Source organism: Algibacter lectus, from assembly GCF_900112395.1.
GTDB lineage: Bacteria > Bacteroidota > Bacteroidia > Flavobacteriales > Flavobacteriaceae > Algibacter > Algibacter lectus.
Map to the genome: position 1 here is coordinate 41,913 of NZ_FOLN01000002.1, position 23,283 is coordinate 65,195.

Below are 23,283 nucleotides of genomic sequence, written 5' to 3' on the forward strand. Positions count from 1 at the left end.
ATCGAAATATTATATTATGAAGGCCTAACAGAAGTATAAAACACACGCACATTACTGTTTGATATGTTTTTTACAAAACTTTTAATTTGCTCATTATTACAGTCAAAATAGCATCTTATATAGAGGTACTTTAATTTTGACAATCCTGAATCGTTAGATAAAGTTATAGGCTTGCTTAAATCAGCAATACTATTTAAAGTAATCGTAATTAATTCAACGTTATCAAAGTTTCCTTTATCTTGTTTAATCAAGTTTAAAGATGCAACATCGTCTAGGGTAAGTTTTACAACATCACCATCACCGTATGTGTTCTTTAATTTATTGTTAGCTAGATAAGCTGTTGGGTGAAGTTTTTGAGAAAGATTGTAAAATTCAGTTCTAGTATCCGAAGTTTTAGATTTACTAGCTGTGGCTCTAGAAAATTGGCTTGAGGCGTTTAACTCATAAATTCCATTTTCTTGAGCATTACTTTCGTAATTAAATAAAAGTACTACGGCACAAAACAGCGTAAGACTTTTAAGTAGGTTAGATAAGTTGTTTTTCATAATCATTCAATCAATTTTTAATATATACTAACACGCTAGGGCACATCTAAGTTCAAATCAGTCTCAGGTATGCACTATTTGTGTCTTTCAAATAATATGTTCAACGTCTTCTTAGGGAAGAAACAAAATGCCAAAGCACTGTAAAACAATGCTGATATCAGGTTTAAAATTAGATTTGGGATCATAATTTTTTATATTTTATAGGTTCATCAAAAGAAAGCATTGAAAGCATGTTAAAAAAATATAAATGGTAAATCACTAATAAACTCGTTGTAAGGTTTCTTGCTTTCACTTAATCGGTTATTAGTATGTTTTGAACGATTGCTAGTACTTCAAATAAATATATTTGAGAGAAATTCTTAGCAGGTCGTTTTTTTTAATAAATTTATGTGCAAATAAATTGAATTTCATCGACTTATTGGTTTATATGTCGATGAAATTTAGTGTTTTATCGATAAAAATGAAAAAACTTATACTAGTGCGCCATGCTAAATCTTCATGGAAACATAATGTAATAGACCACGAACGGCCCTTAAATGAACGCGGATTGGAAGATGCAAGCCTCGTTTCTAGTCACTTCAAAGACTTTCTTTTAATGCCTGATTTAGTGATTTCTAGTGATGCTACACGAGCAAAAACCACAGCAGAGATTTTTATTTCTGAACTTAAAATTTCTTCTGAAATCGTTCAGTATAACCATGAAGCGTATGACTTTTCTGGTGAAATGTTAATACGTGTTATACAATCGTGTCCAGAATCTATAAACACACTCATGATTTTTGGTCATAATCATGCTATTACAGATTTTGTAAACTCCTATGGAAGCATGTTTATAGAAAATGTTCCTACTTGTGGTTTGGTTATTATAGATTTTAATATAGATAATTGGAAAGCTATCGAAAAAGGAGAAACTGTAACTGTAATATTTCCAAAAGACTTAAAATAAGATAGTTAATGCTTTGTAGGTTTGGTTTTTTATAATTCTTCGATAAAATGTATTTGTCAATGGATAAAAATTAATTAAATTCCTTCAAAATTAAAAATTTGATAACCCTAAATTGCTGTTTTTTTACATGTAAATAGAATATATTTGTTTTTTACATGTTTTCAATTAAAAGTACAATGATAAAAGCTGAACCTGTCCATAATAATAGTTATATAAATAGAGAAATAAGTTGGTTACAATTTAATGCACGCGTATTGCAAGAAGCCACTTGTAATAATGTACCTTTAATAGAACGACTTCGTTTTTTAGGTATTTTTTCTAATAATTTAGATGAATTTTTTAAGGTGCGTTATGCCACAGTTAAGCGAATTGTAGAAGCTGGTAAAGGTGGAAAAAATGAGTTAGGTGGTATAAAAGCCAAGGAATTATTGGATATTATTACGCAAATTGTAATTAAGCAACAAAGTGAAAGTTTAGATATTTTAAATGATGTAAAATCTAAACTAGAAAAGGAAGACATTTACATTATAAACGAAACTCAAATCGATGAATCTCAGGAGGAGTTTATAAGGAATTACTTTATTAAAACAGTAAGTCCTGCTTTGGTTACCATTATACTTAACGATTTGGTGGTGCTGCCAAACTTAAAAGATAGTGCTGCATATTTAGCCGTGCGCATGCTTATGGCAGGCGATCATAAGCAATTTGCTTTAATTGAAATACCAAAATCTATAGACCGTTTTGTAGAGTTACCAAAACAAGGTAATAAAAGCTATATTATATTAATAGACGATTTGTTACGCTATTGCTTAAGAGATATTTTTAATATTTTTGATTATAAAACTATTTCGGCACACATGATTAAAATCACTAGAGATGGTGAGTTGGATTTTGATAGTGATTTAAGTAAAAGTTTTATTGAAAAAATATCCGATAGTGTAAAGCACAGACAAGTTGGCGAGCCTGTTCGCTTTGTTTACGATAAAACCATACACAAAGAGACATTACAGTATTTAATGTCTAAAATGGGGATTGATGATACCGATAGTATCATTCCTGGTGGACGTTATCATAACCGCAGAGATTACATGGGCTTCCCGAGTTTAGGTCGACAAGATTTACTTTATGATAAAATAGATCCTTTACCCATTAAAGGTCTTACTTTTCAAGAAAGTATTTTTCAAGCCATTACTAAAAAGGATTATTTGCTTTATGCACCTTATCAAACATTTTCTTATGTTGTTAAGTTTTTGCGAGAAGCGGCATTAGATCCAAAAGTAAAGACTATAAAAATCACGATTTATCGTTTAGCTGAAATTTCTCATATTGCGAGTTCACTTATTAATGCTGCCATTAACGGTAAAGCGGTTACCGTTTCTATTGAGTTACGTGCCAGGTTTGACGAGCAAGCTAATATAGATTATGCCGAGCAAATGCAAAGCGAAGGCATTAACCTTATATTTGGTGTAGCAGGGCTTAAGGTACACAGTAAAATGTGTATTGTAGAGCGCGAAGAAGGGAAAAAACTTAAGCGTTACGGTTTTATAAGTACAGGGAATTTTAATGAGTCTACTGCCAAAATTTATACCGATTACACACTGTTTACAGCAGATCAACGTATTTTAAAAGACGTAAATAAAATATTCAGTTTCTTCCAAGCGAATTATAAAATCTACAGCTATAAACATTTAATAGTTTCACCACATTACACTCAAAAATCTATTTTCAAATTAATTGATAAAGAGATAGAAAATGTAAAGAATGGTAAAGAAGGATTAATACGTTTAAAAATGAATAGTGTATCGAGTTATACTATGATTGATAAATTGTATGAAGCTAGCCGTGGTGGTGTAAAAATTCAAATGATTGTTCGCGGTATATGTTCTTTAATCCCTGGGATTAAAGGCATGAGTGAAAATATTGAAGTAATTAGTGTTGTTGATAAATTTTTAGAGCATTCAAGAGTATATATGTTCGGAAATGATGGCGACATGAAAATCTATATTTCTTCTGCCGATTGGATGAGTAGAAACATAGAAAATAGGGTAGAAGTAAGTTGCCCTATTTATGATGAGGATGTGAAAAAGGAAATAATAGAAACCTTCGATATTAGTTGGAACGATAACGTTAAAGCTAGAATATTGAACGATTCTCAAGAAAATCAATATAAAGTAAATGATAAAGAGCCGTTGAGATCTCAGTATGTGGTTTACGATTATTATCTTAAAAAATTAGAAGAGTAATATGCTTTCAATAAAAAAATATGCAGCCATAGATATTGGTTCTAACGCTGTCCGGTTACTTATATCAAATATTATAGAGCAAAAAGGCAGGCCTGTTCAGTTTAAAAAAAACTCATTGGTTCGTGTGCCTATTCGTTTGGGAGCCGATGTATTTATTAAAAACAAAATTTCTAAAGAAAATACAGCACGTATTTTGGATACTATGTTGGCTTTTAAATTACTTATGAAATCTCATAAAGTGGTTAAATATAAAGCATGTGCAACCTCTGCCATGAGAGAATCTGATAACGGAGCTAAAGTGGTAGAAGCTGTTTTAAAGCATGCAGGAATAAGCATTGATGTTATTGATGGTGAAGAAGAAGCTGCTATTATTGCAGCAACAGATTTAAATAAATTTATAGAACCAAACAAAATATATTTGTATGTAGATGTAGGTGGTGGTAGCACGGAGTTTACCGTAATAGATCATGGAAAACAAGTAATTTCTAGATCGTTTAAAATCGGTACCGTAAGGTTATTGAACGATATGGTTGGAAAAGATACTTGGCAAGAATTACAAAATTGGATTACTGATAATACCAAGGTTTACGATAAAATTGAAGTTATTGGTTCTGGCGGGAATATTAATAAAATATTTAAAATTTCTGGCAAGGCAATGGGGAAACCACTAACGTATTTTTATATGACTTCTTATTATAATACACTTCAAAGTTACTCTTACGAGGAACGTATTACGGAGTTAGATTTAAATCAGGATAGAGCCGATGTAATTATACCAGCTATGCGTATATACATGTCTGCCATGAAGTGGAGTGGTGCCAAAAACATTTATGTTCCTAAAATCGGATTGGCCGATGGTATCATAAAAAGTATTTACTATGATACGGTTTCGAGTAATACACAGTAAAATCTTGCACTTTACCTACATTAATTGTATGCTTTTAATTTTATAATATATATTCGCACACATATTGTGGTATAAATTACAAACCCAAACCTATTTGTTATGAAAAAAATATTACTCTTTACTCTTTTACTAAGCCTGTCTTTTTATGGTTTTTCACAAGATATAAAATACGGAGTTCGCGGTGGTTATAATATTTCTAATTTAGATTTCGACGAACCATATTCAATAGAAAATAAACATAGAAACAGTATTTATTTCGGTGCTTTTGCAACCATTAGCTTAAATAAAACGCTATCATTAATGCCGGAATTTCAATTTTCTGCTGAAGGTGCAAAGGAAGAAGTAATTAATCTAGATTATTTACAAATGCCTATTTTATTGCGTTACAGAATAAGCGAAAAGTTTCACGCAGGTCTTGGGCCACAAGTGGGATTAAAAGTCCATAAGTACGAAGATGGTATTCGCAACTTTGCGTATTCTGGAGTTGCCTCTGTAGAGTACAAAATTAACTTAATGCTTTTTGCAGATATTAGATATACTTATGGTTTCTCTAATATATTTGATGAGCACTTAGGTATTGGTGCTAAAAACAGAAACATCCAACTTGGTGTTGGTTACAAGTTCTAAACACAAAAAATTATTAAGCTTAATTAAGTTGAAAATACAAGGTGGTTATTCTAACCATGTATCGTTTCAGACTTACTTAAATTAAGCATAATTTTAGCCTCATATTCAAGAAGTTGCTGCCATTTGGTGTCAACTTCTTTTTTTTCGCCATATTGTCTGGCAAAACCTAAGAACATAGTGTAATGGTTCGCTTCACTTACCATTAAATTTCTATAGAATTCAGCAAGTTCCTTGTCTTCTAATTCTTCAGAAAGTAATCTAAAGCGTTCACAACTTCTGGCTTCAATTAGAGCTGCATAAAGCAATCTATGCACCAATTGTGTTGTTCTACTTCCTCCTTTAGGGAAAAATTTTAAAAGCTCAATAACATAGTCGTCACGACGATCGCGTCCTAAAACCCAACCACGTTCCAAAATTTTATCGTGTACCATTTTAAAATGGCTAATTTCTTCTTTTACCAAAGCTACCATTTCTTGTACCAGCTCGGTGTATTCAGGAAAACTAACAATTAACGAAATAGCTGTACTCGTTGCTTTTTGCTCACAAAAGGCATGGTCTATTAATATTTCTTTAATGTTTTTTTCTACAATATTTACCCAGCGTGGGTCGGTTGGTAATTTTAAGCCTAACATATTAAATAGTATTTGAGAGCAAATTTATTTCTTTAATTTCAATTGATCCTAAGGAATTAATTAAAATACTAAAGTCTTTATAAGTTTCGGTTTCTAAAACTCGAAAAGAGGTGTTTAATTGCACATATTGATCTGTAGAATTTTGATAATCAATCCAAACATGTTGCATTATGGCTTGTTTCCAGAATTCCACATTAGCGTAACCTTTAAACAATCTTTTATTTATTAAACCTTCAGTAATTAATTCGCCATGTATTAAAACCCTTAACTCGGCTTCAAAATCTTTATAATGCGTTTCTTTAGCGCTTAGATCTTCATCTGTAGTAATATTTGATATAAAGTTGTTTTCAAGCGAATGGTATTTTAATTTCACTTCAAAGCCTGTGCTTAAAATGGTATCGGTTACAATTTCAACAGGTTCATTAGGTGTATACTTTACTTTTTTAGAAAAAGATTCTAATAAATTCGAGCTTTGTAAAACATCACGGTTATTGCTATACTTACGCTCTTGTCCATCCAAATGTGCAAAAATAATGGAAATGATAAGTATTAAAAATATAAGTTTCTTCATGTTTTTTTATAGAAATTAATACGACTAAAGACCTTCAAAGATACCAAAAATCAAGTGAATGCTCTAATTGATAAAAGAGCGATTAACTGAAATTTTGATAAAAATAGCTTGGTTTAAATTCTGATATTTTTATTCATTGATAAGTATTACCTTTAAATCCATATATTAGATACCCTCAATTAGTTTGATTAAGAAAAGTAATTTAAATTTTTATAAAAACATTTCTAAAAGCAGTCTGCCATTGGCTGAACTTTTAAAAGATGAAACCTTGTTCTTCAATGTGCCAGAAAACTGGTCTATAGTAGTAACAGATATTGAAAATTCTACAGATGCTGTTGCTCGTGGATTTCATAATGATGTAAATTTAAGTGCCACCGGAAGTATCATTACTGTATTAAATACTTTAAAATTTGTAAATAGTAAGCTTAAAATTCCTTATTTTTTTGGAGGTGATGGTTCTATTTTTATTGTCCCAAATAGGGTTTTAAAACCTATACTGTTGGCTTTAAATAATTATAGCCAGCATATTAAAAGATCGACAGAGTTAAATTTAAGAGTAGGGTATTTAGGAGTTGAAAAGGTTTATGCAAATAATGTAAACTTGAGAATCACTAAACTTAGGCATAATAAATATTTAACCACACCAATAGTTTTAGGAAACGGCCTTAAATATGCTGAGCAGATTATAAAAGATAGTTTTAAAGCATCGGATATTTATAGCGAAAAAGCAACCAAGCTTAATCTAAATGGTATGGAATGTCGTTGGGACGAAATATACCCAAACAAAACCGATAAAAAGGTAATTTGCTTACTTGTAGATTGTGATGATGAAAGTATCCAAGCTGAAATATATGCTGAGATCATGGCTGAAATTGATGAAGTTTTTGGGACTTTAATTAACCGAAACCCCATTTCTAGTGATAAGCTAAAACTCGATCCGTCTTTAGGGAAAATTAAAAAAGAAATGTATGCTAGAATTGGTAAATACAGCCTGAGATATTTAATTAGTAATTGGTTAATTACTTTAATTGGCGTTGTTTCTTTTAAGTTTTTTAAAGTTGGAAAACTTCAGAAAAAGCGTATTGCTCAATTAACCGATACCATTATGCTCGATGGGTTTTTAAACACCGTAATTTCTGGAACAGAAGCTCAGGTGGAAACCTTAAAAACGTTTTTAAATAGGTTAGAGGCCGAAGGAAAAATAATTTACGGTATACATATTACGCACGCCTCTATAATGTCTTGTTATATAGAAGATCGTCAAGAAAAACACATTCATTTTGTAGATGGTACAGAGGGAGGTTACACCAGCGCTGCTATTATGTTTAAAGAAAAAATGAAAAAGTTCCAGTTAAGACGGTAACATCTGTTTTCTTCTTTTAAAAATGTCAATATTTCATTATTTTAAATGAATTTCTGACAAGTATTCTGAAAAAATGACAGAAATATTTGATAAAAAACCGAAACTATGCTTTTGGTATTTTTTTTGTTTTATACACCTCGAAATCAATAAGGTTTCAAGTTTGAAAAACATGTTTAATTTAAAATTTTGTAATTATGAGCAATTTAGTAAATGTTCCTAAAAACGGAAGTTTAGCAAACACAAATTCAAATGTAAGCTTCCCAAGTAACTCTAATTGGTTAGATGATATTTTTAACAGAGACTTACCTTCTGTATTTACCTCTAATTTTAATACAGGTGTCTCTTTACCAAAAGTTAACATTAAGGAAACTGCCGATGCGTATGTAGTTGAAATGGCTGTTCCTGGGTTGAAAAAATCAGATTTCAAATTAGATTTAGATCATCACGTGTTATCTATTTCTACAGAGAAAAAAGAAACGCACGAAGAGCAGCAAGAAAACTATACGCGTAAGGAGTTTGGTTACTCGGCCTTTAAAAGAACGTTTACTTTACCAGAAACGGTGGACGATGATAAAATTTCGGCCAATTACCAAGATGGTATTTTAAATATTCTTTTACCTAAAAAAGAAGAGGCTAAACAAAAACCAGCGAGACAAATTAAAATTTCTTAACAGTAGAACTAAGCTTTAAGCAAACGGATTATTAGATTATTAGTGAGGCTGAATTTTTTCAGCCTTACTTTATTAAAGCCTTTTTGTTTAGTAAACTATGTCGTTTTTAGATATAAATAAATGTTTAACTCAAAATTTAAAATCATGAAAAAGTGTGTTTTATTATTAGCAGTTGCATTATTAAGTGTTAATTGCAACGGACAAAAAAATAAAGATAAAAAAGTAGAAATTAACGAAATAGAGAAACCAAAAGGATCTTGGAAAGTGGATAAAGAATTTGATGAGAATGGAAATTTAATTAAATACGATAGCATTTACTCTTGGTCTTCTAACAATAATATGGAAGGATTATCGGCTATGGATCGTGATAGTTTAATGCAAAGTTTTAAATCGAAGTTTTTCAAGAATTATTCACGATTTGAACATCAAGGCTTTGAAAATATATTTTCTGAAGATTCTCTTTTTAGTAAACATTTCTTTAATGATGATTTCTTCGGAAGTGATTTCGGTACAGACTTTATGGATATAGATCAAATAACTCAAGACCTGTTTTCAAGACAAAAAAAGTTTTTAGAAAAGTATCAGTCTGAGTTTGTTTTACCAGAAGAAGATGAAGAATAGCGAAAGCTATTCTTTATGAGTTAGTTGTTAATACTTGTATTTGATCTTTTAACAAATTCGTTTATGAATTCTTAATTTCGTTTTTTAAAAATAAAGTATCTTTTCTCGAATTTAATCTATATTCTAGAATAAAATCAGTTTCAAGCTCAGGAATAAGGTTTGTTAGTTGAGTATAATAAATTTTCGTTTCATCATTTTTCCATGAGAATTTAGTAGTTCTTCCCCATGAATCAGATATTAACGAATCCTTACAAAATTGTAATTCTACAATATTTGAGCTTTTTGTAGATTTCCAATTTCCTAGTAAGTCATTATTGATGTTTTTTGATGAACAACTAGGTAAAAGAATTATTATTAATACAGTTAGAATTTAGTTTTTCATTTAGGTTAATGATAATTTAAGGCTAGTATTAGCTCTATGCCGACGTTTAATTTTTTTTAACCAAATTTCTCCCAAATTTTAGGAAGCTTAATAGGGTAATCTTTTAATGAAAGTGGAGTTCCAGAAATTTGTAAATCAATATTAATTGTTGGTAATAACTCATTCGTTTTAAGCTTATATTTTTCTTCAATAATATCTCCAATAGTTTCATAAGAAAAACCAATAATTTCCTCTTTAACAATTAATTCGGGGTTTTGACAGGCATATTGAAAATAATTATCTCCTTTTAGAATAAAAAGATTCATGAGCAAAGTTGTTGCTCTAAATTCAGAGGTTTTAAAGATTATTTGTGAAGCAGCAATAATGGTATGACTGATTTTAGAAGAAATAAGTCTATTAAGTAAATTGTCTATTTCTATTAAATCATCTGCGGAATGATTTGTTAATAAAGTTTTCATTACCCCAATTTTGTTGTTATAGTTATTACCAGCTGTTTTGTTAGCTTTATCAACTAACTCCCAAAATTTAGATTCGTTATATTCGTTTAAGTTTTCTCTTGGTTTTATTTTTTTTAATAATTCGGTATATTCGTTTTTCAATTCGTTGTGTTTTTCGATTGTCCTTTGTTTCTTTAAATAATTGAACAACACGATGGTCAAAATAATTAATATTGGTATTAATGGATGCATAAAAATCTAAAAAGGTATTAATTTGAATTAATCAAGATATTGAATTCATAAGGATTATTTTATTTTCACTACAAAGCAACCTCATTCAAACCATAAACTTAACAAATAAAAAGCAAGAAAAACCTTATTTAATAGCTTAGTATTAAACAAAGTAATTAACAAATAGGATACTGGTAATAGGACGTGAATTTTATAAATCTAAATCGAAAGTACGACGTAAAAGCTCTAGGTTAGGGTTGGCTTCGACAAGTTTTTCGTATTTATCTTGAGGAGTAAAAACATACTTTTTATCCATTACCTCGTTTACGGTAATAACTAAGCTAATATCAAAATTACTTAGTTTAGTTCTAATGTAAGTCATGAGGTCGTATTGACCCTGCATCACTTCTTTTTTATTGGTTTCTGTAGGGAAGGTTAAATGAATATCAGTGCCTTTTAGTTTAGGCTTGTCCATATTTAAAATAGACGATAGATTGTGCTTTCCATCTTTTTTAAGCTTATCCAAGAAGAAGTTCCAGGCTTCCATAAAGGCGTCTTCTGTAAAGTCTTCAGTAGGTAGGTTTTCTTCATCAACAACAACTTCTAGCTGTTTTATTTGATGTTCTTTTTTAGCACGAATACTACTCAAAGATAATCCCGATCGGCGTTTACTACCTGATGCTAAATCTAATTTTATACGGGTATTAATAGCAGGTTTTGCTTCTGCTTTTTTGGCTGCAGGAGCTGTAGTAGTTGTTTCGGTTTGAGATACTGCGGCAGTTTGAGCACTTGGCTTAACCGATGGAACCGTAACCGGAATAGGAGTAATACCCTTTTTTTTAAAGTAAGAGGCCGGAATTATGTAGTGTTTGCTATTTTTTTTTTCTCCATCGAAAGTGATAGAGGCAAGCTGCATGAGACAAAGTTCGACGAGGAGTCGTTGGTTTTTACTGGTTTTATACTTGAGATCGCAGTCGTTAGCAAGATTTATTCCTTGCATTAAAAACTCCTGTGAGGCTTTTTTAGATTGCTCTAAGTATTTTACCTGTGTTTGCTCACCAACTTCTAGCAGTTCTATAGTTGCTGGTATTTTACTTACTAGTAAATCTCTAAAATGTGAGGCTAAACCAGCAATAAAGTGATGACCATCGAAACCTTTAGATAAGGTATTATTGAACTGTATAAGTAAATCGGGTATTTTATTCTCGAGTATTAAATCGGTGCTTTCAAAATAGGTTTCGTAATCGAGTACGTTTAAGTTTTCGGTTACGGCTTGTCTGGTTAAATTTTTACCAGAGAAACTTACCACACGATCGAATATAGAAAGCGCATCACGCATGGCACCATCGGCCTTTTGCGCAATAATATGTAATGCATCGTCTTCGGCTGTTATACCTTGTTCTTCTGCAATATATTTTAAATAGTTTTTTGCATCTTTTACCGTAATACGCTTAAAGTCGAATATTTGACAACGCGACAATATGGTTGGTATTATTTTGTGTTTTTCGGTAGTTGCAAGAATGAAAATACAATGTTTTGGCGGTTCTTCTAATGTTTTTAAAAAGGCATTAAAAGCGGCCTGAGATAACATGTGTACCTCATCAATAATATAAACTTTGTATTTACCAACTTGTGGTGGTATTCGAACTTGATCGGTTAAGCTTCTAATATCATCTACAGAGTTATTAGATGCCGCATCGAGCTCAAAGATGTTAAAAGCAAAATCTTCGTCGCCAGTTTCTTTTCCATCACTGTTTATCATTTTAGCCAAAATACGCGCGCAAGTTGTTTTACCTACACCACGCGGACCTGTAAATAGAAGGGCTTGGGCTAAATGATTATTTTCTATAGCGTTTAACAAAGTATTGGTAATGGCTTGTTGCCCAACTACATCTTTAAATGTTTGAGGTCTGTATTTTCGAGCCGATACTATAAAATGTTCCAAATTTTTGTTGCTATTGAATAAGTAACAAAGTTAAAAATTCAAATTGGATTATTAAATTGTTAAGACGAAATTTAAAGGGAGTTATTAACAACGGCGTTTTTTAGGGTGAATTAAGATTTTTAGATGTATGAAACAAGATGATAAGTTTTGAATATGTCTTGTTTATTGATGCTGTTTTTATCTTTAAGAAAGCTCGTAGTTAACTCAAAACCAAAAACCTTTAGGGACTTGCCCGCGTTAGGGATTGCAGCATTGTTGGAGCTCTTTTTGTGTTGTTGCACCTATTGCAACACAAAAAAGCGACTGCGGAAAGCCCGACCCTTGGGGAACGCCCAAATTTTATTTTGTGTTTTAAGTTTATAATGTTGCATTTTAATATTTGTTTGTTGTAATTTTGGCGGCTAGTAGATCGCCTTATCGCTGTTTTAATTTATTTTAAAATGGAGGAAAGTCCGGACACCGTAGTTCAACATAGTGGCTAACGGCCACCAGCCGAGAGGTTAGGACCAGTGCAACAGAAAGAATGTACAGATTATGCTGTAGTGAAACCAGGTAAACTCTATGTGGTGCAATGTTATGTAAACCAGTGCTTGAGGGTTGAACGCCCGATGCTGGAGGGTAAGCAGCTAAAGTGTTTTGGTAACAAAACACTCAGATAAATGATAAGGGCTTTTTAAGTTTATTTTGGGTTTTACCTAAGGTGGTTTAAAGGGTACAGAATTCGGCTTATAGATTTACTTACCTATAAAAAAAAACCTTCTTGGCTTGCGCTTCGAAGGTTTTTCTGGTTTAAATTGATTTAGTTTAGTTGTGGTGTTTTTATGCGTTTTCGAAAAAACTAAACATATTGCCACCGTAACTTTTAGAATGGCTATAATTGCTTAGTTTAGATAAATCGGTATGTTTTGAGTGTTCTATAATTAATACGCCTTCGGGCAATAACATGTTGTTTTTAAATACCAATTCGGGAATTTTTCCAAATTTATCTTCGTCGAAATTGTATGGTGGGTCGGCAAATATAATATTGCTTTGCAAGGTCGATTTTTCTAAAAACTTAAAGACATCACTTTTAATGGTGTTTATTGGCATATCGAACTGTTCGGCCGTTTTGTTTATAAACTTAATGCATCCAAAATCTTGATCTACACAAGTAATTTGTTCGGTACCTCGTGAAGCAAATTCGTAGCTTATATTTCCGGTGCCTGCGAATAAATCTAGTACGGAAACATCGTCAAAATAAAAGGTGTTGTTCAAAATATTGAATAGCGATTCTTTAGCCATATCTGTTGTTGGGCGAACAGGTAGGTTTTTTGGTGCTAGTATTTTTCTACTTTTATATAATCCTGATATTATGCGCATTAAAAGCTATTTGTTAAAGTGAAATTAGAATGGTTTGTTTTTTGTTTTTCGGTAAATACATAGTTGTTTTTTTTGTCTCCAAAGCTAACATGGCGTATGTATTTATAGGCTATATTGTATAACGCATCGTCTTTAATTACATGGCCAAGTAGAATGAGTTTTAAAGTTTCTGGGTTGTATTTTAGTTGCTCGGCTGTAAAGAGAATGTAATATATAAAATCTTCTTTTGTGGCGTACTCAAAACTATTATAAAATTGAAGTTTACCTTCGTTTACAATAATTATTTGGAACCGATTATGGTTTACGTTTATGTAAAATTTTGGTTCTAACGTATTTTTATCGGACTCTAAAATGGTTTCTATTAAAACGGTAGAGGCGTGTTTGTATGTGAAATCACCAAATAAATCGAAAATATAATTGTTGATATTTACATAGGGAATGTAAACATTTACACTTTGGTTGCGCTCTATGGCATCGAAGGTTACAAAATCCGACTTTAAAATTTTAGAATTAAACTTTAAATAGTCGGCTATGGCGCCTTCATTAAAAATAGCTTTTGGAACTAGGGTAGATAACTCGTTGTCGTGAATGATGTTTACGGCTTCGAATTTATTTTTAAGCATAGGTTCTGTATCAAAACATGCTTTCAGTTCTTGGAGTAATTCTAATGGGTTTAACTGCTTTTTAAAGCGAACTTCCTTTAAGGTTGATATGGAATTATTATCTCGATGTAGGATACAAAAAGAAAGTCCACTCAAGCTTATTTGAATGGACAGTTCTAAATTTGTTAATTTGCTAATAATAGCTGTATTGTTATTCGTTATCGCCATAAGTTTTTGGCCAGTTTCCGTTTGTTTTAACTTCGTTCATAGAACCTACTTTTATAGCATCTCCATTAACACCGTCTACCGCAATTACTTGGTTTTCTTGTGCTACTAAATCTGGATTTTGATCGTATAACAGAACTTCTTTTTTTACTGAAGCTTCAAATACAGGAATGTTAATATCGTTTTGATTAATAAAACCTGCTTTTAAATCGAAGGTAGCACCTTCTTTACCAACTGGTACATTCATCATAGTTTTATAACGATTAGATTTTTTAAATAAAGAATCTCTTACTGATACAGTTCCTAATGTATCAAGAATCATGATATCTTTAAAAGTATCAACACCGTAACGTTTTGTTAACTCTTCATCTACAACACTAGAATCACGACGTTGCGTAATAGTATATTCTGCAGTATCAATAAACTTAATTAAATTATCAAAGCTATCAGTAAATTTACCTGTTACTTGTCTGTGCGCTAATTGAGAATCTCTAATATCCTTTAAACTTTCAATAACAACTACGTAACGCTCGTTTTTTAATTTGTTGAATTTAATTGGCTCGTAAATCGACATGTACGTCTGGTAACCAAAAAAGGCAATTAATGCCCAAAGCACAATATTTAATACAGGCTTTAATTTATTTGGTACAAATTTATCTACCAGCTTAACTAAGGCGATTGTCCCTAAAATCACCGCAACCACAATAAGAATAAATGTCAACATAATACGTTATTTAATTTAAAAAGTTTATTAATCGTTATTTAGCAAATCTACAATTTTTTTTTAATCGTAAAAACCAAAGCGAATAAAAATCATTCTATCTTTGAAGAATTTCTAAAATTATTTTCAATTAATGACAGCATCCGAATTCTATTCCCTTATAAAACAGCAGTTTCCGTTTAATCCAACAATTAAACAAAATATTGTACTTCAGCAATTATCAGAGTTTATCTTTAAAAGTGATAAAAACGCCTTGTATTTGCTTAAAGGCTACGCAGGTACTGGGAAAACAACGATTGTAGGGGCTATTGTAAACAATTTATGGAAGGCAAAAAAGAGTGCCGTTTTAATGGCGCCAACCGGCCGAGCGGCCAAAGTTATCGCTAATTATTCTGGAAAAGAGGCGTTCACTATTCATAAAAAAATATATTTTCCAAAAAAAGATGCTGGAGGTGGTGTAAAGTTTGTTTTACAACCCAACAAGCATAAAAACACCATTTTTATTGTAGATGAAGCATCGATGATTCCAGATACGCCAAGCGAATCTAAATTAATGGAAAACGGATCGCTTTTAGACGATTTAATGCAATACGTTTATGCTGGCCATAATTGTAAGTTATTGTTAATTGGAGATACCGCACAGTTGCCTCCGGTAAGATTAGATATTAGTCCGGCTCTAGACGAAAACACCTTAGCTTTAAACTACAACAAAGAGGTAACTAGAATGGAATTGGACGAAGTGGTTAGGCAAGGTCAGGATTCTGGTATATTAGTTAATGCAACTATACTAAGAGATGTGTTGGCAAGAGAGATGTACGACTATTTTAAGTTTGATTTAAACGGCTTTAAAGATATTGTAAGGCTAGTTGATGGTTACGAAATTATGGACGCTATAAACGACGCTTATAGTGAATTAGGAAATGAAGAAACAGCAATAATTGTGCGGAGTAATAAACGTGCTAATATGTATAATCAACAAATTAGAAGTCGTATTTTATTTAATGAAAACGAATTGTCTGCTGGTGATTATTTAATGGTAGTTAAAAATAATTATTTTTGGTTAAAGCCCACTACAGAAGCTGGTTTTATTGCTAATGGAGATATTATTGAAGTTTTAGAAATTTTCAGTATTCAGGAATTGTATGGTTTTCGCTTTGCGGAAGTTAAAGTGCGCATGGTAGACTATCCTAAAATGCAACCTTTTGAAACCGTGTTACTTCTAGATACTATTGAGGCCGAAACACCTTCGCTTCCTTACGAGGAATCAAACCGATTGTACCAAGAAGTGATGAAGGATTTTGAAAACGAAACCTCTAAGTATAAAAAGTTTCTAAAAGTAAAAAGCAATAAGCATTTTAATGCCTTACAGGTTAAGTTCTCTTATGCGATAACTTGCCATAAATCTCAGGGTGGCCAATGGAATACCGTTTTTGTGGAGCAACCTTATTTACCAAACGGGATAGATAAAGATTATCTACGGTGGTTATATACTGCCGCAACGCGTGCAAAGGAAAAATTATACTTAATTGGTTTTAAAGATGAGTTTTTTGAGGAAGATCCACTTTCTTAGAGCTATTTTTCGAAATAACATAGAGGCACAGTTCTTGATAAAATCAATAATTAGAAACAGATTTATACATTACAGTAGGGTAGCGATCGTCAATGTTTTTTTATTTATATTTAATGATTGATATAATGAAGAATTTCATTTAAAAAGATTTAATTTTTTATGGCAGTAGAAACAATAATAAGTATTTTTTTAGGTATCGGGCTTTCCGCCTCGGTTGGTTTTCGAGTTTTTATGCCCTTGTTCGCTTTAAGCTTAGCTGCTTATTTTGATGTTTGGGAACTTAATGAATCTTGGCAATGGGTTGGTAGTACTGCGGCCATAATAACGCTAGGCGTTGCTACATTGGTAGAGATTTGCGCATATTTTATTCCTTATGTTGATAATTTACTAGATACTGTTGCCGTACCATTAGCCGCCTTGGCTGGTACGGCAGTTATGTTGTCTACTGTTGCCGATTTGAGCCCCGTAGTAACTTGGGCATTAGCTATTATTGCTGGTGGAGGTACAGCTGCAGCAGTGGCCGGAACTTCAAGTACTACGCGTTTAGCTTCCACAGCAACAACGGGAGGTTTAGCCAACCCTATTGTAGCCACTTTAGAGACAGGAACATCGGTGGTAATGTCGGTTGTGTCTATATTTATGCCAATTCTTGCTATTGTTTTAGTGGTTCTTATATTATTCATAATTTTTAAGGTTTATAAGAAGTTTAAGCCCAGTAATCCTTAAAACATTCTATTATTTATCTTATTTTTGGTGAAGATTTAAAGTTTAGTTGAATAATGGCTTTAATGAAAAACTAAAATACAGTTTTAATACACAGTAACATTTCACATGAAAATAATATCAATGATTCCTGCACGCTATAGTGCATCACGTTTCCCAGCAAAACTAATGCAAGACCTAGGAGGTAAAACTGTTATTCTTAGAACTTACGAGGCTACCGTTGCAACCAAACTTTTTGATGATGTTATTGTAGTTACCGATAGCGATATTATTTATAATGAAATTGTAAACCACGGCGGAAAAGCTATGATGAGCAAAAAGGAGCACGATTGTGGTAGCGATAGAATTGCTGAAGCTGTAGAACTTTTAGATGTTGATATTGTTATTAATGTGCAAGGCGATGAGCCTTTTACTGATAAAGAATCGTTAACTAAACTTATTGAGGTATTTAAACAAGACCCTAATAAAGAAGTTGATTTGGCATCATTAATGGTACATATTACCGACGAAGAAGAAATTAAAAACCCAAATACAGTAAAAGTAATTGTCGATCAGGCAGATTTTGCACTTTACTTTTCAAGAAGCCCAATTCCTTATCCACGTGATAAAGATGTTGGTGTTCGATATTTTAAACATAAAGGTGTTTACGCATTTAGAAAGCAGGCTATTATGGATTTCTATAATTTACCAATGCTATCTTTAGAAGCTTCGGAAAAAATAGAATGTATTCGTTATTTAGAATACGGTAAACGTATTAAAATGGTAGAAACTGATGTACAAGGTGTAGAAATAGATACACCAGAAGATTTAGAACGTGCAAAGAAGTTATGGAAATAAATTACGATAACATAAAAGTAATTGGTTTTGATGCCGATGATACACTTTGGGTAAACGAAACTTATTTTCGAGAAGCCGAAGATGAAATTGGTAGGTTATTATCAAAATATGAAACGCCTAATAAAATTGATCAAGAACTTTTCAAAAAAGAAATAAGCAATTTACCCTTATACGGTTACGGTATAAAAGCGTTTACGTTATCGATGGTAGAAGTAGCGTTGGAACTATCGAACTATACCGTTTCTAATAAAACCATAGAAGCTATTTTAAACATCGGAAAAAATATGCTTAATAAGCCTGTGGAACTTTTAGATGGCGTAGAGGAAGTTTTAGAAAATCTATCAAAAAAATATAGACTTATTCTAGCAACTAAAGGCGATTTACTAGATCAGGAACGCAAATTAGAGAAATCGGGTTTAACCCATTATTTTCATCACATTGAAGTTTTAAGTGATAAGCAAGAAGATAATTATTCTCAAATGCTAAACCGTTTAGAAGTGAAGCCTTCAGAATTTTTAATGATAGGAAATTCCTTAAAATCGGATGTTTTACCCTTAGTGAATTTAAAAGCTCAAGCTATACACGTACCTTTTCATACCACTTGGGCACACGAGCAAGTTACGGAAAAGGAAACCAACGGTAAAGATTACAAAACTATAAATACATTAACCGAACTTTTAAAACTTATTAATTAATTTGAAAGTAATCGATATCAATACTTGGAATAGAAAACAGCATTTCGAACATTTTTCGGGCTTAGCCGATCCTTCGTTCGCTGTAACTATACCATTCAATGTCACCAAGGCATATCAAGTTTCTAAGGAAACAAAAACAAGCTTTTTTACTCGGTATTTGCACGATTGTATGCGTGCCATTAACGCGATAGAAAACTTTAAATATAGAATTGAAAACGGGGAGGTAGTTGCTTATGATGTGATACATACATCCCCAACAATTTTAAGAGATGATAATACCTTTGGTTTTTCATTTGTGACTTATAATGAGAATTTAGAGACATTTTCTATAAACTTAGACGCAGAGAAAAACCGTATAAAAAGTACAACAGAATTGTTCCCGCCAATTAATGGCCAGGACTGTATTCATTGTTCCGCATTACCTTGGGTCAATTTTATAGCACACAAAGAACCTAATTCTGGGCTTGTAGATAGCATTCCAAAATTATCTTTTGGGAAAGCAACTCTTATAAATGATGAATTAATTATGAATGTGTCCGTGCATGTAAACCATGCCTTAGTTGATGGATACCACGTTGGACTTTTTTCTAAGAAATTTCAGCAGTTTTTAAACCAGTAAAATTTAAATTAATAGTATTTTTACATTTCGTAAAAGAAAACCTAACAAATGAGTTACAAAAACTTTCCAATGGTGCCTAGAGTTATATTTGGCAGAGGTAGTTTCAATCAAATAAACGACGTTTTAGCCCCAAAACGATCTAGTATCCATGCGCCTTTTATTTTCTTAATAGACGACGTTTTTAAAAACAACGCTTGGTTAACATCTAGAATAAACCTTTCTTATGATGACAGAATTATATTTGTTTCATCTAAAGAAGAGCCTAAAACCACACAAGTCGACGAGCTTGTTGAAGATATAATATTAAAATCTAAAGAGCGCCCATCTGGTATTATAGGTATTGGTGGTGGTAGCTTATTAGATTTATCGAAAGCCGTAGCGCTTTTAATAACAAACGAAGGCGAGGCTCACGATTATCAAGGTTGGGATTTAGTAAAAAACGCAGCCATTTATCACGTTGGTATTCCTACAATTTCAGGAACAGGAGCAGAGGTATCCAGAACAACTATACTTACAGGCCCAAAACTTAAATTAGGAATTAATAGTGATTTCACCCCCTTCGATCAAGTACTTTTAGATCCAGAACTAGCCAAAGATGTGCCAAAAGACCAGTGGTTTTACACAGGTATGGATTGTTATGTACATTGCGTAGAGTCCTTAAATGGTACGTACTTAAATGAGTTTAGTAAAACTTACGGAGAAAAATCTTTCGATTTATGTAAAGAAATATTCTTAGATGGAGATTTATCTGAAGAAGAATCTCAAGATAAATTAATGATGGCTAGTTGGCATGGAGGTATGAGTATTGCTTATTCTCAGGTAGGCGTTGCACATGCTATGAGCTATGGTTTATCGTTTTTACTAGGTGTAAAACATGGTATTGGTAACTGTTTAGTTTTCGATCATTTAGAAGAGTTTTATCCAGAAGGTGTTGCCATTTTTAAACAAATGAAAGCAAAACACAACATAGAATTGCCAACAGGTATTTGTGCTAAATTAACCGATGAGCAATTTGACACCATGATTCGTGTGGCATTAAGTTTAGAGCCACTTTGGGAAAATGCTATAGGTAAAAACTGGAAAGAAACTATAACGCCAGAAAAATTAAAAGGAATTTATAAAAAAATATAATATGCAATGGCTAGCCAAAGTTATCTATTTCAAGGTCTTAGGCTGGCAAATTGTTGGTAACACAAATTTCTCAAAAGATACGGTTAAAAAAGCGGTCATTATTGCCGCACCACACACCAGTTGGCACGACTTTTACATTGGCGTTTTATTGCGCGCTGTAATTCAAGTTAAAACCAATTTTGTTGGAAAAAAGGAACTGTTCGTATTTCCAGTAGCTTGGTTTTTTAGAGCCTTAGGAGGTGCCCCAATTAACCGTCAAAATAACGAGAATAAGGTAGATGCTATAGCCAAACTTTTTAAAGAAAAAGAAGAGTTTAGAATGACGTTAGCACCCGAAGGTACAAGAAAAAAAGTAGATCAATGGCGAACTGGTTTTTACTATATCGCTAAACAAGCTAACGTTCCGATAATTATGTTTACGCTAGATTTTGAAAATAAGCAAAACAAAATTTCAGAACCATTTTATCCAACCGACAATGCCGAAGCAGATTTCGAAGAGCTTAGAGCATTTTTTAAAGATGTAAAAGGAAAAGTATCCAAATATTCATAAGTCATTAAAAATGGCATAATATTTGAAATTAATAGTTTAGTTGCGAATCCTGAAACATAAAGTAAACAATTGTTTGTCCCTAAAAAGAAACAGAATTTTCAACTAAAACTCCAAAAGCTATGTCTCTCAAAGAATATAGCTTTTTTTTATTCCTAATTTTAGCATGTTGTCTGTAATGGCGTTCCCCAATGGGCGGGCTTTCCGAAGTCGCTTTTTTGTGTTGAAATAGGTGCAACAACACAAAAGAGCTCCAACAATGCTACAATCTCTAACACAATTTATCTGGTAACAATATGCCAAAATAATGGCCAGTTGTTTTTTAGGAAAAATTCAACAAAAAATAATAAAAAGAAAATATAGAATCTATTATATTTTTTTATCTTTAATAATTATGATAAAAGACACAAAAATTGCCGTTCTAATCGATGGCGACAACATACCATCTAGATATATTTCTGAAATGATGGAAGAAATAGCCAAATATGGCACACCAACAATTAAGCGAATTTATGGTGATTGGACCAAACCGCATCTTTCCAAATGGAAAAATGTACTTTTGGAAAATGCCATAACGCCAATACAACAATACGGCTATACAACAGGGAAGAATGCTACAGATTCAGCAATGATTATTGATGCTATGGATATTCTATATTCTGAAAAGGTAAACGGTTTTTGTTTAGTATCATCAGATAGCGATTTTACAAAATTGGCAACCCGATTGCGAGAAGCCGCTATGGTGGTTTATGGCATGGGTGAAAAGAAGACACCGAACCCTTTTATTGTGGCTTGCGATAAATTTATCTATCTAGAGATCCTTGCAAAGGATAGCGATGAAGATGAAGACACCAATAAGGACAAGAAAGGAGCGAAGCCTAAAAAGGAAAACTTATACAACATAACACCAAAAATTATTAAGTTGTTAAAGAACTCTGTAGACGATGCAGCAGACGATGATGGTTGGGCATTTTTAGGAGATGTAGGCTCTCTAATTCTTAAAAAGCAACCTAACTTCGATTCTCGAAACTTTGGTTTCCAGAAGTTAACACCACTGTTTAAATCTCTACCACAATTTGAAATGGAGCAACGTGATCAAACTAACGGACGATTTAAGTTGATTTACGTAAAAAACAAATAGTAAAGTAGTATTTAGAGCTTATCTAAAATTTTATCCATTACCCAACTGGTATGCAATGCTGTTTTTCCTGTAGAAGGGTGTGCAGTCAATTCATTGAACAAAACCGTTTTCATGTTTTCCACATGTGGTGTTTGTATATGTTTTGGGTTTTCAATAATCAACGATTGGGTTTTAGATTCGCTTTTTAGTATAATGGGGTTTTCATGAAATACAGAGAATTCAATGGTGCCTTTACTACCATAAATAGTAACATGATCTACATGATCACTACATCCAAAATTCCAGGTTCCAGAGCCTGTAATACCGTTTTTGTGTAACCAAGATGCGGTAACGGCATCTTTGGCAGAATATAAATTTTGTTGGTTTAAACTAAAGCCTTTGGCATTTTCAATATCACCAAGAAAGAAGGCGAATAAATCTAATCCATGGCTCGCTAAATCATCAAAATAACCTGCGGGTGCAATTTTGGAATCTGTTCGCCAATTATCTTTTTTCAATAAATCGGTTTGGTTTGCAGGTTTGCTTAAATGTGCCGATATATGCCTAACATCTCCAATAAAGTTATTGTCTAACCATTCTTTAACTTTTAAAAACCGCGGTAAAGATCTGCGATAATAGGCTACAAATAGTGGAATGTTTTTTTCCATAAAAGCATTACATATTTCTAAACTATCAGCATAACTTGGGCTTAGTGGCTTTTCAATACAACATGGTTTTCCAGCGGTAGCAACCTTTAAAGCATAAAGTTTATGGCTATCAGGTGGCGTTGCTATATAAACGGCGTCAATGCTACTATCATTAATAAGTGCATCTGCATCTGTATATGTTTTATTGATGTTGTGACGCTTAGCATAATCTTCAAGTTTTTCTCGATCACGACGCATCACGGCTTCAATATTAAAACCACTTGTAAGTTTGTAAGCAGGTCCGCTTTTAACTTCGGTTACATTCCCGCAACCTATAATTCCCCAGTTTATTGTTTTCATATAAAA

At 32.4% G+C, this 23,283-nt stretch carries 24 protein-coding genes and 1 other RNA gene; 16 read left to right on the top strand and 9 right to left on the bottom strand.

Annotation, left to right across the window (positions count from 1 at the left end; translation table 11 throughout):
- Nucleotides 1–14: 14 nt before the first annotated feature.
- Nucleotides 15–545 (bottom strand): hypothetical protein, encoded by a 531-nt coding sequence (locus tag BM246_RS03225; RefSeq protein WP_139221842.1) that lies wholly within the window; start codon nucleotides 543–545, stop codon nucleotides 15–17.
- 460 nt (nucleotides 546–1,005) lie between these two features.
- Between BM246_RS03225 and BM246_RS03230 the strand changes: the two genes are divergently transcribed.
- From BM246_RS03230 to BM246_RS03245, 4 genes are all read left to right on the top strand, one after another.
- Nucleotides 1,006–1,491, top strand: coding sequence for a SixA phosphatase family protein (locus BM246_RS03230; protein WP_042503705.1), 486 nt, complete (start codon nucleotides 1,006–1,008; stop codon nucleotides 1,489–1,491).
- A gap of 176 nt (nucleotides 1,492–1,667) precedes the next feature.
- Nucleotides 1,668–3,734, top strand: coding sequence for a polyphosphate kinase 1 (gene ppk1 / locus BM246_RS03235; protein WP_074935792.1), 2,067 nt, complete (start codon nucleotides 1,668–1,670; stop codon nucleotides 3,732–3,734).
- A gap of 1 nt (nucleotide 3,735) precedes the next feature.
- Nucleotides 3,736–4,641: a Ppx/GppA phosphatase family protein gene (locus BM246_RS03240; RefSeq protein ID WP_074935793.1), complete on the top strand. Its 906-nt coding sequence runs from the start codon at nucleotides 3,736–3,738 to the stop codon at nucleotides 4,639–4,641.
- A gap of 99 nt (nucleotides 4,642–4,740) precedes the next feature.
- Entirely contained in the window at nucleotides 4,741–5,268 is a 528-nt protein-coding gene (locus tag BM246_RS03245) for a porin family protein (RefSeq protein ID WP_074935794.1), read from the top strand.
- A 50-nt stretch (nucleotides 5,269–5,318) separates the two neighbouring features.
- Here BM246_RS03245 and miaE read toward each other — a convergent pair whose 3' ends face one another.
- Nucleotides 5,319–5,900 (bottom strand): MiaE family protein, encoded by a 582-nt coding sequence (gene miaE / locus BM246_RS03250; RefSeq protein ID WP_042501210.1) that lies wholly within the window; start codon nucleotides 5,898–5,900, stop codon nucleotides 5,319–5,321.
- Between the two features lies 1 nt (nucleotide 5,901).
- A complete protein-coding gene (locus tag BM246_RS03255) occupies nucleotides 5,902–6,471 on the bottom strand; it encodes a DUF4738 domain-containing protein (protein ID WP_074935795.1) in 570 nt (189 codons plus the stop codon).
- 184 nt (nucleotides 6,472–6,655) lie between these two features.
- Between BM246_RS03255 and BM246_RS03260 the strand changes: the two genes are divergently transcribed.
- From BM246_RS03260 to BM246_RS03270, 3 genes are all read left to right on the top strand, one after another.
- Nucleotides 6,656–7,834, top strand: coding sequence for a DUF3095 domain-containing protein (locus BM246_RS03260; RefSeq protein WP_074935796.1), 1,179 nt, complete (start codon nucleotides 6,656–6,658; stop codon nucleotides 7,832–7,834).
- A 194-nt stretch (nucleotides 7,835–8,028) separates the two neighbouring features.
- Nucleotides 8,029–8,505: an Hsp20/alpha crystallin family protein gene (locus BM246_RS03265; RefSeq protein ID WP_042501204.1), complete on the top strand. Its 477-nt coding sequence runs from the start codon at nucleotides 8,029–8,031 to the stop codon at nucleotides 8,503–8,505.
- Between the two features lie 144 nt (nucleotides 8,506–8,649).
- On the top strand, nucleotides 8,650–9,126 hold the full coding sequence (locus tag BM246_RS03270; protein WP_074936422.1) for a hypothetical protein: 477 nt from the start codon (nucleotides 8,650–8,652) through the stop codon (nucleotides 9,124–9,126).
- Between the two features lie 438 nt (nucleotides 9,127–9,564).
- Here the strand turns inward: BM246_RS03270 and BM246_RS03275 are convergent, their stop codons facing one another.
- Nucleotides 9,565–10,107 carry a DUF4240 domain-containing protein gene (locus tag BM246_RS03275; RefSeq protein WP_074935797.1) on the bottom strand — a complete coding sequence of 181 codons (543 nt, stop codon included), beginning with the start codon at nucleotides 10,105–10,107 and terminating at the stop codon, nucleotides 9,565–9,567.
- A gap of 280 nt (nucleotides 10,108–10,387) precedes the next feature.
- Nucleotides 10,388–12,121: a DNA polymerase III subunit gamma/tau gene (locus tag BM246_RS03280; protein WP_074935798.1), complete on the bottom strand. Its 1,734-nt coding sequence runs from the start codon at nucleotides 12,119–12,121 to the stop codon at nucleotides 10,388–10,390.
- A 401-nt stretch (nucleotides 12,122–12,522) separates the two neighbouring features.
- Between BM246_RS03280 and rnpB the strand changes: the two genes are divergently transcribed.
- Nucleotides 12,523–12,866: RNase P RNA component class A (gene rnpB / locus BM246_RS03285), an RNA gene on the top strand.
- A gap of 74 nt (nucleotides 12,867–12,940) precedes the next feature.
- Here rnpB and rsmD read toward each other — a convergent pair.
- Genes rsmD through BM246_RS03300 form a run of 3 tightly spaced genes read right to left on the bottom strand, consistent with a single transcriptional unit; the run spans nucleotide 12,941 to nucleotide 15,031 of the window.
- On the bottom strand, nucleotides 12,941–13,480 hold the full coding sequence (gene rsmD, locus BM246_RS03290; RefSeq protein WP_042495317.1) for a 16S rRNA (guanine(966)-N(2))-methyltransferase RsmD: 540 nt from the start codon (nucleotides 13,478–13,480) through the stop codon (nucleotides 12,941–12,943).
- Nucleotides 13,480–14,310: a DUF3822 family protein gene (locus tag BM246_RS03295; protein ID WP_074935799.1), complete on the bottom strand. Its 831-nt coding sequence runs from the start codon at nucleotides 14,308–14,310 to the stop codon at nucleotides 13,480–13,482. Before BM246_RS03295 ends, rsmD begins: the two co-directional genes overlap by 1 nt.
- Nucleotides 14,294–15,031, bottom strand: coding sequence for a hypothetical protein (locus BM246_RS03300; protein WP_174564426.1), 738 nt, complete (start codon nucleotides 15,029–15,031; stop codon nucleotides 14,294–14,296). The genes BM246_RS03295 and BM246_RS03300 overlap by 17 nt, the downstream gene beginning before the upstream one ends.
- A gap of 130 nt (nucleotides 15,032–15,161) precedes the next feature.
- Here BM246_RS03300 and BM246_RS03305 point away from each other — a divergent pair, with 130 nt between their 5' ends.
- The 8 genes from BM246_RS03305 (at nucleotide 15,162) to BM246_RS03340 (ending at nucleotide 22,291) form a co-directional block, all read left to right on the top strand.
- Nucleotides 15,162–16,598, top strand: coding sequence for an ATP-dependent DNA helicase (locus tag BM246_RS03305; protein WP_074935800.1), 1,437 nt, complete (start codon nucleotides 15,162–15,164; stop codon nucleotides 16,596–16,598).
- 159 nt (nucleotides 16,599–16,757) lie between these two features.
- The gene (locus BM246_RS03310) at nucleotides 16,758–17,324 is read left to right on the top strand and encodes a DUF4126 domain-containing protein (RefSeq protein WP_042503522.1); all 567 of its coding nucleotides are present in this window, start codon (nucleotides 16,758–16,760) and stop codon (nucleotides 17,322–17,324) included.
- 105 nt (nucleotides 17,325–17,429) lie between these two features.
- Entirely contained in the window at nucleotides 17,430–18,158 is a 729-nt protein-coding gene (kdsB, locus tag BM246_RS03315) for a 3-deoxy-manno-octulosonate cytidylyltransferase (protein ID WP_074935801.1), read from the top strand.
- Nucleotides 18,149–18,853: an HAD family hydrolase gene (locus BM246_RS03320; RefSeq protein ID WP_074935802.1), complete on the top strand. Its 705-nt coding sequence runs from the start codon at nucleotides 18,149–18,151 to the stop codon at nucleotides 18,851–18,853. The genes kdsB and BM246_RS03320 overlap by 10 nt, the downstream gene beginning before the upstream one ends.
- A gap of 1 nt (nucleotide 18,854) precedes the next feature.
- On the top strand, nucleotides 18,855–19,472 hold the full coding sequence (locus tag BM246_RS03325; protein WP_074935803.1) for a CatA-like O-acetyltransferase: 618 nt from the start codon (nucleotides 18,855–18,857) through the stop codon (nucleotides 19,470–19,472).
- 48 nt (nucleotides 19,473–19,520) lie between these two features.
- Complete coding sequence (locus BM246_RS03330; protein WP_074935804.1) at nucleotides 19,521–20,603, top strand: iron-containing alcohol dehydrogenase family protein; 1,083 nt, start codon at nucleotides 19,521–19,523, stop codon at nucleotides 20,601–20,603.
- Between the two features lies 1 nt (nucleotide 20,604).
- On the top strand, nucleotides 20,605–21,153 hold the full coding sequence (locus BM246_RS03335) for a 1-acyl-sn-glycerol-3-phosphate acyltransferase (protein WP_074935805.1): 549 nt from the start codon (nucleotides 20,605–20,607) through the stop codon (nucleotides 21,151–21,153).
- 391 nt (nucleotides 21,154–21,544) lie between these two features.
- Complete coding sequence (locus tag BM246_RS03340) at nucleotides 21,545–22,291, top strand: NYN domain-containing protein (protein WP_042495309.1); 747 nt, start codon at nucleotides 21,545–21,547, stop codon at nucleotides 22,289–22,291.
- Nucleotides 22,292–22,302: 11 nt separating this feature from the next.
- Here BM246_RS03340 and BM246_RS03345 read toward each other — a convergent pair whose 3' ends face one another.
- On the bottom strand, nucleotides 22,303–23,277 hold the full coding sequence (locus tag BM246_RS03345) for a Gfo/Idh/MocA family protein (protein WP_074935806.1): 975 nt from the start codon (nucleotides 23,275–23,277) through the stop codon (nucleotides 22,303–22,305).
- Between the last annotated feature and the right edge of the window lie 6 nt (nucleotides 23,278–23,283).

What these genes read in the sequence shown, in the direction of transcription:
- BM246_RS03320 (WP_074935802.1), top strand. Translation starts at nt 18,149, where the DNA reads ATGGAAATAAATTACGATAACATAAAAGTAATTGGTTTTGATGCCGAT.
- BM246_RS03340 (WP_042495309.1), top strand. Translation starts at nt 21,545, where the DNA reads ATGATAAAAGACACAAAAATTGCCGTTCTAATCGATGGCGACAACATA.
- BM246_RS03265 (WP_042501204.1), top strand. Translation starts at nt 8,029, where the DNA reads ATGAGCAATTTAGTAAATGTTCCTAAAAACGGAAGTTTAGCAAACACA.
- BM246_RS03335 (WP_074935805.1), top strand. Translation starts at nt 20,605, where the DNA reads ATGCAATGGCTAGCCAAAGTTATCTATTTCAAGGTCTTAGGCTGGCAA.
- BM246_RS03305 (WP_074935800.1), top strand. Translation starts at nt 15,162, where the DNA reads ATGACAGCATCCGAATTCTATTCCCTTATAAAACAGCAGTTTCCGTTT.
- ppk1 (WP_074935792.1), top strand. Translation starts at nt 1,668, where the DNA reads ATGATAAAAGCTGAACCTGTCCATAATAATAGTTATATAAATAGAGAA.
- BM246_RS03270 (WP_074936422.1), top strand. Translation starts at nt 8,650, where the DNA reads ATGAAAAAGTGTGTTTTATTATTAGCAGTTGCATTATTAAGTGTTAAT.
- BM246_RS03245 (WP_074935794.1), top strand. Translation starts at nt 4,741, where the DNA reads ATGAAAAAAATATTACTCTTTACTCTTTTACTAAGCCTGTCTTTTTAT.
- rsmD (WP_042495317.1), bottom strand. Translation starts at nt 13,480, where the DNA reads ATGCGCATAATATCAGGATTATATAAAAGTAGAAAAATACTAGCACCA.
- BM246_RS03310 (WP_042503522.1), top strand. Translation starts at nt 16,758, where the DNA reads ATGGCAGTAGAAACAATAATAAGTATTTTTTTAGGTATCGGGCTTTCC.
- BM246_RS03295 (WP_074935799.1), bottom strand. Translation starts at nt 14,310, where the DNA reads ATGGCGATAACGAATAACAATACAGCTATTATTAGCAAATTAACAAAT.
- BM246_RS03255 (WP_074935795.1), bottom strand. Translation starts at nt 6,471, where the DNA reads ATGAAGAAACTTATATTTTTAATACTTATCATTTCCATTATTTTTGCA.
- kdsB (WP_074935801.1), top strand. Translation starts at nt 17,430, where the DNA reads ATGAAAATAATATCAATGATTCCTGCACGCTATAGTGCATCACGTTTC.
- BM246_RS03230 (WP_042503705.1), top strand. Translation starts at nt 1,006, where the DNA reads ATGAAAAAACTTATACTAGTGCGCCATGCTAAATCTTCATGGAAACAT.
- BM246_RS03345 (WP_074935806.1), bottom strand. Translation starts at nt 23,277, where the DNA reads ATGAAAACAATAAACTGGGGAATTATAGGTTGCGGGAATGTAACCGAA.
- BM246_RS03330 (WP_074935804.1), top strand. Translation starts at nt 19,521, where the DNA reads ATGAGTTACAAAAACTTTCCAATGGTGCCTAGAGTTATATTTGGCAGA.
- miaE (WP_042501210.1), bottom strand. Translation starts at nt 5,900, where the DNA reads ATGTTAGGCTTAAAATTACCAACCGACCCACGCTGGGTAAATATTGTA.
- BM246_RS03225 (WP_139221842.1), bottom strand. Translation starts at nt 545, where the DNA reads ATGAAAAACAACTTATCTAACCTACTTAAAAGTCTTACGCTGTTTTGT.
- BM246_RS03240 (WP_074935793.1), top strand. Translation starts at nt 3,736, where the DNA reads ATGCTTTCAATAAAAAAATATGCAGCCATAGATATTGGTTCTAACGCT.
- BM246_RS03300 (WP_174564426.1), bottom strand. Translation starts at nt 15,031, where the DNA reads ATGTTGACATTTATTCTTATTGTGGTTGCGGTGATTTTAGGGACAATC.